Consider the following 9,616-nt stretch of genomic DNA (forward strand, 5'->3'; position numbering starts at 1 on the left):
CTTTCTTATGCCAAAGGCATCGGCAGATAGGCTGAGGCCTTCAAACTGTCCGAATTATCCAGTTCCCGGGCCCAACGGTGACCTGCGTGAACGGCGGCGGCGATAATCGAAGGGGCTTCGCAATCACCGATCCGACTGACCGATTTGATGCCCGCTTCGGCCCAGTCCGCCTCACGCTCCAACAAATTCTGATACAGTTCATCATTGGGCGTTTTTGACGTCAGTACAACCGCCGTTCCGAGTGGCAGTTCCAACCCCTGACCACCATGAATGCATACGAATTCGATGCGGTCTTCATGCACATTCTTGAGCGTTTTCAGACGTTCGATGCGTACGCCCAGCTCCATCAGTCGGGCGATGACTTTGTGTTGTTCCATCGTCAGTGCCAGATAGGGAGCCACCTCAGCAGCCGGGATTACATAGCTGACCTCGTGCCCATCCTTGACCAGCTTTTCGGCGAGCACATTGCCCAGATAGGCGCCGTCCTCGTCATAGATGACCACCGGACCTTTGACTTCGGCCCCGTCCAGAATGTCGTCCGGGGTCAGCACGTTCACCTCGTCGCCCCTCAACACTGGGGTCACGTTGAACCGGCCTATACCATCCCTGCGCCATGTGGCGCCGGTGGCGATCACGACATGCTCCATCCCAAATTCCATGATGTCATCAGCTGCAAGCGGTGAATCCGTGTAGAGGTTTACGTTGCCAAGTTGCTGCAGCGCATAAAGACGGTAATCCGCAACCCTGATCCACTCTGACAGGCCCGGCAGACCTGCCTCGCGTTTGACACGGCCACCCAGTTCCTCTCGCGCATCGGCTACGGTCACTTCGTATCCACGCTTGGATAGGATATTGGCGCATTCCAAGCCTGCCGGACCGCCGCCCACGATCAGGATCGTATCGTCTGAACCTTTCGCCGGGACCTTCTCGGGATGCCAACCACGCCGATATTCGTCCATTATAGTCGGGTTCTGGGTGCAGCGCATTGGCGCATAAGACATCTCGCCCGACGCGCAGATATTGCAGCCAATACATTCGCGGATGTCATCAACCCGGCCCTGATCAATCTTGGTTGGGATAAACGGATCGGCGATCGACGGGCGCGCCGCGCCAACCAGATCCAGTACCCCGCGCCGCACCTGGCTGAGCATCGTGTCGGGCGAGGTAAAGCGACCCACGCTGACAACCGGCTTGTCGACCATACCTTTGACAAAGGCAATCTGCTGTTCCTGAAACCCTTCTTTCGAGAACCGTGAAGTCTGGCTGTCTTCTGGCCAGTCGGAAATGTTCACATCCCAAAGGTCGGGGATATCCTTCAGCATCTCGACCAGTTCCTGGCCCTGCATCAGGTCACCATCGATTTCGTTTACTCCGAACCTGAAGGCAACCGCGCTGGTATCGCCAATGGCGTCCTTCATCCCCTCAAGCACTTCACGCAGTAGTCGTGCCCGGTTTTTCAGACTACCGCCATATTCATCGGTGCGGGTATTGTAGCTGGGCTGCAGGAACTGACTGAAGATCGACAAACCGTGGCCGGCATAGGCGTAGACGATATCGAAACCAGCCTTCTGCGCCCGAACGGCAGCGGCAATATGCTGTTCGCGTACTGTTCTGATGTCCTGCTTGTCCATCATCTTTGATTGAAATGGCTCGACCGATTCCAGGGTCAGGCGTGATGTAGGCCCCAGCGGCGGCGTACGCGAGGCCCGATTGCCCGCCGCCAAACCGACATGGCCCAGCTCGACCCCTGCCAATGCACCATGGCGGTGCACCGCTTCGGGCATGCGTGAAATGCGCTTGATGTCTGCGTCGTTCCAAAGGTGCAGTGAAGGAAAGGGCCAGAACTCGGTGGTGTTCCCGATCTCGGCAATCTCAGTACACACGACACCCCAACCACCTTCAGCCTTCATCTCACGCATGCGCGTATTGGCATCCGGTGCGTTGTCTGATGTGCCAGAGCAATGCGGGACCTGATAGAAACGGTTTTTTGTCGTGACCGGACCTATTTTGACCGGTTCAAACAATATGTCGTAACGCGGATCTCTGGACATGGCTGGCCTCCCTGGCTTGCAGCAGCGCAGCCCCGGACCTTGCTTGGCCATTCGTCGGGCTGGCAATATGATTGCCTGAAATCTAAAGAAAACCTGCAGGGAGCCTAGTGTCCCTAAAGGGACATATCCAAAGCTAAAGATGGCACGAACAAAATCTGACCTACCTGCAACAACACCCCTGCCCGAGCTCTCTCGAGCCATAGAAAGCTGCGGTGCAGAACCATTTCAGGCAGCACTATGTGAAGCGATTGCAAAGTTCCTTGGGGCCGAGAAACGCGGTGTGCTGCAATATTCTCACCACGCGTTGCCGCACTATCTTGTTCGAGATCATGTGCCCGAGGAAGAGATCAACTTTTATCTGGCTGGTGCCTATCGCTTTGATCCGTTCTTTCATCATTGGCGTGAACTCGACGTGAATGGTGTTCTGAGCCTTGCCGAGTTGAATACGTCTGAGGGTCAGTTTGGTGAGAGCGCGCGAGACTATGTTCTGCGCTTTCAACCCAAGACCGGCATGGCTGATGAAATCGCTGTGCTCTGCCCCAAGATTGGCGGTGCAGTAGACAACTATTTCTTTCTCAGAGGATCACCATTCACTGAAGACGAGTTGCGTACGCTGCGCGCCCTGCACCCGACCATCCTGGCACTGAATGATCTGAACCAACGGCTGATCCTGGGCGCGCTGGCAGAAGGAAACACACACTATACCGGTTTTCCCGAAGCAGATGCTTTCGCAATTGATGACAGCCATGGCAGACAGTGTTTTGCCAGCGCAAGCTGGCGCAAGCTAGCCGGACAAACGTCTGCCTTGTCAGACGCCGTTGCTCAGGCGCGTGAGGCGATACCGGGGCAACCGCTGATCGTTGGGAACGCCCATGTCATCTCGGAAAAACTCGGAGCTGGATTCCCGCCTGCACCCAACGGGCGCATCACGTTTATTATAGAACGCCCTCTGGCATCGTCTTCTCTGGTGTTGTCCGAAGTTGTCGATAGCCTGTTTGCCGCCCAACTGACGCAAAGGGAGATTTCGATCTGTTATCTGGCTCTCCGAGGATTTCCCTCTACCTCAATTGCTGAACAGCTGGGCATAGCGGTTGGTACAGTAAAAAATCATCGTAAGAGTATTTACCGCAAGCTCGACATCACCACCGAGCGTGAGCTTTTTTTGCTGCTTCTGAACCACGTCGGAGCGCGGTCGGAATGAAAAACCGGGCAGCGAGGCTGCCCGGATCAGGAGTGCTAAACGCACGGGGAGTAATTACTTTTTCAGGTTGGTCCAGATCTGGTCATAAACCGCCTGAACTTCTTCCGAACAGACCTCGATGAACACGCCCGGCCCGACATTGTCATGCGGGTTCTTTTCGGGTTGCGACGCCAGATTTGGATCAAGAAAATCGGACACGCCCTTCACACCTGCATTGTACTGGGCAAAGTTGGTCACGGCGGCGATGTTTTCCGGCTCCAGCAGGAAGTCCATGAATTTCAGGGCATTTTCGCGGTTCGGGGCATCTTTCAGCAGAACAACGTTGTCCATCCAGGCAACATAACCCTGGGTCGGGAAGGCATATTCGACATTGGCGCCTTCTTCGCGGGCCTTGGCCGAGAAACCATCGTAGATCTGGCCTACGGCCGCATCACCCGACACAAGAACTTCTTTCGCGGTGTCCGAGTTAAAAGAGGTCCAATGCTGTTTGGCATCCTGCAGCAAAGCATTCAGCGCCTTGAGCTGTTCGCGATCGCTGGAACATTGCGGAATACCCAGATGCAGCGATGCCATCACCATGATCTCGCCCTGCGCATCCAGCATATTGATACGGCCCTGCAGCTCTTCCGGAGGGTTGAACAGGATATCCGTGGTCTGAATATCACCGGAATAGACGTCACGGTTTACGGCAAAACTGGTAGAGCCCCACTGATACGGGATTGAGTGTTTGCGGCCTGGATCAAAGCTGGGATCAGCCCATTCAGGCTCAATATTGCCTTTGTTCTTCAACTCACCGTCTTCGATCGTGTCCAGCATGCCTTCGTTGGCCATGATCGACACCATGTAGTCTCCGGGCACCGAAAGGTCATAGGTTCCGATGCCACCCGCCTTGAGTGACGCCAGCATCGACTCGTTCGAGTCGAACGTGTCCATTGTCACTTCGATACCGGTTTCCTCAGTGAACTTGTCCAGTACCTCCTGCGGCATGTATTCGAACCAGTGATACAGAACCAGATCGCCTTCGGCTGTGGCGGCATTAGCACCAACTGTCAGAGCAAATGCCGCGACGCTGGTTTTCATGAAGGATTTCATTGTTCTCTCCATCTGTTGGTTTTATTTGGTGTTGTCAGTTTTGCTGACGAAGTAGCTGATCGTGACCATGATGATGGACACGCCCAGCAGCATGGTCGAAATCGCCATGATATTGGGTTTGATCCCCTGTTTGACCGAGCCAAAGATCGCCGTGGGCAGGGTTTCGACACCGGCACCTTTCACGAAGTTGGTGATGATGAAATCATCCAAACTCACGATGAAAGCGAGCAGGAACCCCGAGATGATGCCGGGCATCATCAGCGGCAGCAGGATCTTGGTGAAAGCCTGCCGTTTGGTGGCGTACAAATCCTGTGCCGCCTGTTCGTAACTGTCTTCGATCCCCTGCATCCGGGCCGAAATCGGCAGATAGGCAAACGGGATGCAAAAGGCGATGTGGGCCAACAAGATCGTCATGATCCCACGATCAAACCCGATCGAGTTAAAGAAGATCAGTGTGGCGACGGCGGTTACGATTTCCGGAACCATCAGTGGCAGGCTGATCAGGCCAAATGACACAGTGCGCAGCTTGAACTTACCACCACGGACCATACCGGTCGCTGCCAATGTTGCGATCGTGGTGGATACCGTGGCCGCCACGATTGCGATGATGAAGCTATTTTTGGCAGCCTGTTTGAACTTGTCGCTTTCAGGACCGGTGAAGACATCCGCATACCAGCGCAGAGACAGCCCTTCCCAGTTCGTCAGAGACTGCGATGAGTTGAAACTGTAGATCGTTACAACGACCAGTGGTGCGTAGAGAACGATCAGGCAAAGCAGCGTGATGGCTTTGAAACCGCGATAGGATTTGATGTCGAAAGTTGAATTCGTCATGGCTTAACCCTCCGCCTTTTCAGCTTTGGCCTGTTGCCGGGCGAAGAGCATCAGCAGGATCAGAACCATTGTCAGCAGGATCATTGAAGCGGCGGCTCCGAACGGCCAGTTGCCAGCGTTGCCTTTGAACTGCTCTTCGATCAGCGATCCGATCATGAAGTTCTTGGCGCCACCCAACAAATCAGGTGCCAGGAACGAGCCCATTGAAGGAACAAACACCAGAATACAGCCCGCGATGACGCCCGGTTTGACGGCAGGTAGCAGGATACGCCGCAGGGTGGTCCATTTCGATGCATAAAGATCTGCAGCTGCCTCGGACAAAGCAAAGTTGTAGCGCTCGACCGCTGCATAGATAGGCAGAACCATGAAGGGCAGATAGGAATAGAACAGACCAAGCTGTACGGCGAAATTCGTGTTGACGATGTGCAGCGGGCTATCGATCAAACCAATACTGATCAGGAAGTCATTAAGTGGCCCCTGATCCCGCAACAGGAACTTCATCGAAACCGTCCGGATCAGCAGGTTCACCCAGTAGGGAATGGTGATCAGGAACACCCAGATCGGGCGCATGTTTTCCGATCGTGTGGCAATGAAATACGCAGTTGGAAATCCGATCACAAGGCTCAGAAGCGTTGCCGCACCCGCCTGCCAGATAGACCGCCAGAAGATGGTGATATAGGTCCATTCGATCTTGGGGGGTTCGTCTCCGAACAGACCACGATCGAAGAAGAACTGGTCATAGGCCGCAAGGCTGAATTCCCAGATCACACCGCCCCTGAACTCTTTGGTCAGGAACGAATAGATCAGCATCATCACGACCGGAGCCAGAACCAGAATGCTCAGCGTGACCCAGGCGGGTAACAACAGCCAGGTCCGGGCCTCTTTGTAAGTATCGGTGGTGGCGCTGCCACCGCTTGCTGCACCTGCTGCCATCAGTCCAACAAGAGGCGCGCTGCCCCCAGCTCCATGTTGACGAACATTTCGGTGCCCGGTTCAAAGATGCGTTTGTTGCCACGGTCAGAGTTCGAGGTACGGACCACGAAATCGGGGCCGTCCTGCAAATCCACGATCGTGGTGATGTCCGTGCCAACAAATATGTTGTCCTTGACGCGCCCCTTCAGGCTTTCGCTTTCGACCGGCTGATCAGACATGTACAGACGCTCGGGTCGGATCGACATGTGTACCTTCGAGCCGACACCGACACCGTCCACCTGATCGCAGGTCAACTCGTGCCCACCACCCAGATGGCAGGTTGCGCGGCCATTCTCGATACCGTCAACCGATACCTCCAGAAGGTTTGTTTCACCGATGAAATCGGCCACGAACATATTGCGTGGACGTTCATAGATATCTGTCGGCGCGCCCAACTGCTGCAACTCACCAGCGGACATGACCGCGATACGGTCGGACATGGTCAGGGCTTCTTCCTGATCATGGGTAACGAAAATAAAGGTGATCCCGGTTTCGCGCTGCAAGTGCTTTAGTTCCAGCTGCATCGCCTTACGCAACTTGAGATCGAGCGCCGACAACGGCTCATCCAGCAACAGAACCTTGGGTTTCGGCGCCAGCGCGCGGGCCAATGCGACGCGCTGCTGCTGACCACCCGACAACTGGCTAGGTTTACGAGCTGAAAACTGGCTTAGCTGAACCAGTTCCAGCATTTCCCCTGCTCGTGTCCTGGCATCGGATTTCGAACTTCCACGCATCTCAAGACCAAAGGCCACGTTGTCCAGAATCGTCATGTGCGGGAACAAGGCGTAGTTCTGGAAAACTGTATTCACCGGGCGCTTGTTCGGTGGAAGGTTTTCGATTTCGTCACCAAACAGAAAGATCGCCCCTTCGGTCACATCCTCAAACCCGGCGATCATCCTAAGCAACGTGGTCTTGCCACAGCCCGATGGCCCTAAAAGGGTGAAAAACTCGTTGTCCATGATTGACAGAGAGATTGTCTTGAGCGCTGTGAAGTCGCCATAGCGTTTTACCGCATCCCGCACGTCAATCGCGATTTGTTCCTTGCTAGACAAGTGCGCCTCCCTCAGCATCGCGAAGTTTCAACCGGTTATATCGCGCTGGAGAGGCCCTCTGAATTATTGAGTTCCTCACTAAACATTAGGTTTAGCCTAATCATTTAGCTAACAAATTGTTGTCACACGGTTTTTCAGAATATCGCGCCATCGAGCCAACACGATTCAATGATTTATTTGTGAACCATAGCTCCTGGTCTCTGTTTGGGTTCGTTCTGTCCTAATCAGTACAAAGGAAAGACCGACTTTAGATCACCCTGCCCGTCGAGTAAGCCTCATCCGAAAGTCATCTTTGACCAGAGGCTGGACCAATGCCCCAGTACCGAACCGAAACGGATTCAATTGGCGACATAGACCTACCCATCAATTGCCTGTTCGGTATTCAGACCGAGCGGGCCCGCCGAAATTTTCCAATCACGGGCGCCCCGCTGTCGCAGTTTCCAAATCTTGTCATCTCTCTGGCGATGGTCAAAAGCGCTGCGGCACAAGCAAATGGGGAACTGGGCGGGATAACCAGTGCCAAAGCCCGCGCCATCGTCAATGTTTGCGATGAAATCATCGAGGGACAGCATCACGAGCATTTTGTCGTGGACATGATTCAGGGCGGTGCCGGAACCTCGACCAACATGAACACGAATGAGGTTATTGCGAATCTTGCTCTCAAAAAACTGGGCCACCCGCCCGGGACCTATTCTCAGCTACATCCCAATGACGACGTGAATCACGGCCAGTCGACAAACGATGTCTATCCGACCGCTGTCCGATTGGCCGTTCTCTTTCAGGTGGCACCGCTCTGTTCGGCACTGTCGGGTCTTCAGGCCGCCTTTGAAGAACGCGCTCAGGCATTCGCGAACATCGCCAAAGTTGGTCGCACGCAATTGCAGGATGCCGTGCCGATGACGCTGGGCGCCGAGTTCAGAGCTTTTGCTGTCACTGTCGGAGAAGACTTAGATCGCATCAACGAAATCGGGCGCCTTTTGGAAGAAGTGAATCTGGGTGGCACGGCCATTGGTACCAAGGTCAATTCCGAAGCGGGTTATGACGCACGCGCAATCTCTCATCTGGCAAGGATTTCGGGTTTCGATCTCAGGCAGGCCAGCGATCTTATCGAAGCCTCATCGGATCTGGGCAGTTTCGTCACGTTTTCGGGAATCCTGAAGCGAGTGGCCGTAAAACTGTCCAAAATCTGCAACGACTTGCGCCTACTGTCTTCTGGTCCGCGCGCAGGCCTGGGCGAAATTACTCTTCCTGCAGTACAGGCAGGATCTTCGATTATGCCGGGAAAGGTGAACCCGGTAATACCGGAGGTGGTCAATCAGGTTTGTTATCAGGTGATTGGCAATGATCTGACCGTCACAATGGCAGCCGAAGCAGGGCAGTTGCAACTGAACGCGATGGAGCCGGTGGTGACCTACAACCTGCTAAATTCGCTTATGATTCTGACCAACAGCATAAACATCCTAACGGAAAAATGCGTACTGGGGATCAAGGCGGATGCTGATCGCTGTGCGGCACTGCTCGACAACAGTCTGATCCTGGCGACTGCTCTGGCACCATATCTCGGATATGACGCTGCCACGCGCCTTGCCAAACAAGCTTTGGAGACCGGCAAATCAATCCGTGACGTAACTGTGGAAAGCGGGCTGGTACCTGCAGAAAAACTGGATAGCATCCTGTCAGCATCAACCATGTTCAATCAGGAAGCCTTTTCATGAACCGATTGTACTTTTCCCCGGCCTCTCCCTTTGCGCGCAAAGTCAGGGTGGCGATACTTGAAAAAGGTGTCGAAGACCTTGTTGCAGAGGTCGAAGTTACAACCTCTCCGATCGACACCAACGCCGAGCTTGCCGCGCATAACCCGCTGGGTAAGTTGCCATGCTTGCAACGCCCCGATGGCCGTGTGGTCTATGACAGCCGCGCAATTCTGCGCTTTGTCGACAGACTGAAAGCGAACACCTCGCTTTATGCCAAGGATGATACCGAATTTGACCGGCTGACCATCGAAAGCCTTGCCGAAGGCGTCATAGAAGCGGCATTGCTCAGCGTCTACGAGCGGCGTATCCGCCCAGAGGATCAGATATCGCAAGCCTGGATCGACGGGCAGGCGGATAAGATCAACCGTTCTCTCGACTGGTTCGAGGCACATGTATTAGACGCACTGGAGCCACAGTTTGATGCAGCATGTATCGGTCTGGCCTGCGCGTTGGGCTATCTCGATTTTCGCAAGCCTATCGGGGACTGGCGCCCCGAACGCCCGCAGCTAACAGCTTGGTATGAAAAGGTATCCAAGCGACCCTCTCTGGCACAGACAGTGCCAAGTTAACCAAAGGAGCAAGCGCAGAAATGAAGGTACTCGTGCCTGTCAAACGCGTGATTGACTATAATGTGAAGGTTCGCGTGAAAGCGGACGGTAGCGG

Annotated in this window: 8 protein-coding genes; 3 read left to right on the forward strand and 5 right to left on the reverse strand. The window is 54.4% G+C overall.

The window, feature by feature from the left end; translation table 11 throughout:
• Nucleotides 1-5 precede the first annotated feature (5 nt).
• Nucleotides 6-2,051, reverse strand: coding sequence for an oxidoreductase (locus ACR0IO_RS22465; protein WP_480744986.1), 2,046 nt, complete (start codon nucleotides 2,049-2,051; stop codon nucleotides 6-8).
• Nucleotides 2,052-2,190: 139 nt separating this feature from the next.
• On the opposite strand from ACR0IO_RS22465, the gene ACR0IO_RS22470 reads away from it, so the two are divergent.
• Nucleotides 2,191-3,252 (forward strand): helix-turn-helix transcriptional regulator, encoded by a 1,062-nt coding sequence (locus ACR0IO_RS22470; protein WP_480744989.1) that lies wholly within the window; start codon nucleotides 2,191-2,193, stop codon nucleotides 3,250-3,252.
• Between the two features lie 54 nt (nucleotides 3,253-3,306).
• Here ACR0IO_RS22470 and ACR0IO_RS22475 read toward each other — a convergent pair whose 3' ends face one another.
• From ACR0IO_RS22475 to ACR0IO_RS22490, 4 genes are read right to left on the reverse strand one after another with little or no spacing between them, the layout of a single operon-like run.
• Nucleotides 3,307-4,344 carry an extracellular solute-binding protein gene (locus ACR0IO_RS22475; RefSeq protein ID WP_480744991.1) on the reverse strand — a complete coding sequence of 346 codons (1,038 nt, stop codon included), beginning with the start codon at nucleotides 4,342-4,344 and terminating at the stop codon, nucleotides 3,307-3,309.
• Nucleotides 4,345-4,365: 21 nt separating this feature from the next.
• On the reverse strand, nucleotides 4,366-5,175 hold the full coding sequence (locus ACR0IO_RS22480; RefSeq protein WP_155139342.1) for an ABC transporter permease: 810 nt from the start codon (nucleotides 5,173-5,175) through the stop codon (nucleotides 4,366-4,368).
• A gap of 3 nt (nucleotides 5,176-5,178) precedes the next feature.
• Nucleotides 5,179-6,108: an ABC transporter permease gene (locus tag ACR0IO_RS22485; protein WP_155139344.1), complete on the reverse strand. Its 930-nt coding sequence runs from the start codon at nucleotides 6,106-6,108 to the stop codon at nucleotides 5,179-5,181.
• Nucleotides 6,108-7,217: an ABC transporter ATP-binding protein gene (locus tag ACR0IO_RS22490; RefSeq protein WP_480744995.1), complete on the reverse strand. Its 1,110-nt coding sequence runs from the start codon at nucleotides 7,215-7,217 to the stop codon at nucleotides 6,108-6,110. The genes ACR0IO_RS22485 and ACR0IO_RS22490 overlap by 1 nt, the downstream gene beginning before the upstream one ends.
• Before the next feature lie 293 nt (nucleotides 7,218-7,510).
• Between ACR0IO_RS22490 and ACR0IO_RS22495 the strand changes: the two genes are divergently transcribed.
• Nucleotides 7,511-8,914 carry an aspartate ammonia-lyase gene (locus ACR0IO_RS22495; RefSeq protein ID WP_480744997.1) on the forward strand — a complete coding sequence of 468 codons (1,404 nt, stop codon included), beginning with the start codon at nucleotides 7,511-7,513 and terminating at the stop codon, nucleotides 8,912-8,914.
• On the forward strand, nucleotides 8,911-9,522 hold the full coding sequence (locus ACR0IO_RS22500) for a glutathione S-transferase family protein (protein ID WP_480744999.1): 612 nt from the start codon (nucleotides 8,911-8,913) through the stop codon (nucleotides 9,520-9,522). The genes ACR0IO_RS22495 and ACR0IO_RS22500 overlap by 4 nt, the downstream gene beginning before the upstream one ends.
• Nucleotides 9,523-9,616: the final 94 nt, after the last annotated feature.

It is taken from the genome of Ruegeria sp. CE12, assembly GCF_056537525.1.

Coding starts and splice junctions, on each gene's coding strand:
- ACR0IO_RS22480 (WP_155139342.1), bottom strand. CDS start 5,175: ATGACGAATTCAACTTTCGACATCAAATCCTATCGCGGTTTCAAAGCC.
- ACR0IO_RS22475 (WP_480744991.1), bottom strand. CDS start 4,344: ATGAAATCCTTCATGAAAACCAGCGTCGCGGCATTTGCTCTGACAGTT.
- ACR0IO_RS22490 (WP_480744995.1), bottom strand. CDS start 7,217: ATGCTGAGGGAGGCGCACTTGTCTAGCAAGGAACAAATCGCGATTGAC.
- ACR0IO_RS22485 (WP_155139344.1), bottom strand. CDS start 6,108: ATGGCAGCAGGTGCAGCAAGCGGTGGCAGCGCCACCACCGATACTTAC.
- ACR0IO_RS22465 (WP_480744986.1), bottom strand. CDS start 2,051: ATGTCCAGAGATCCGCGTTACGACATATTGTTTGAACCGGTCAAAATA.
- ACR0IO_RS22470 (WP_480744989.1), top strand. CDS start 2,191: ATGGCACGAACAAAATCTGACCTACCTGCAACAACACCCCTGCCCGAG.
- ACR0IO_RS22500 (WP_480744999.1), top strand. CDS start 8,911: ATGAACCGATTGTACTTTTCCCCGGCCTCTCCCTTTGCGCGCAAAGTC.
- ACR0IO_RS22495 (WP_480744997.1), top strand. CDS start 7,511: ATGCCCCAGTACCGAACCGAAACGGATTCAATTGGCGACATAGACCTA.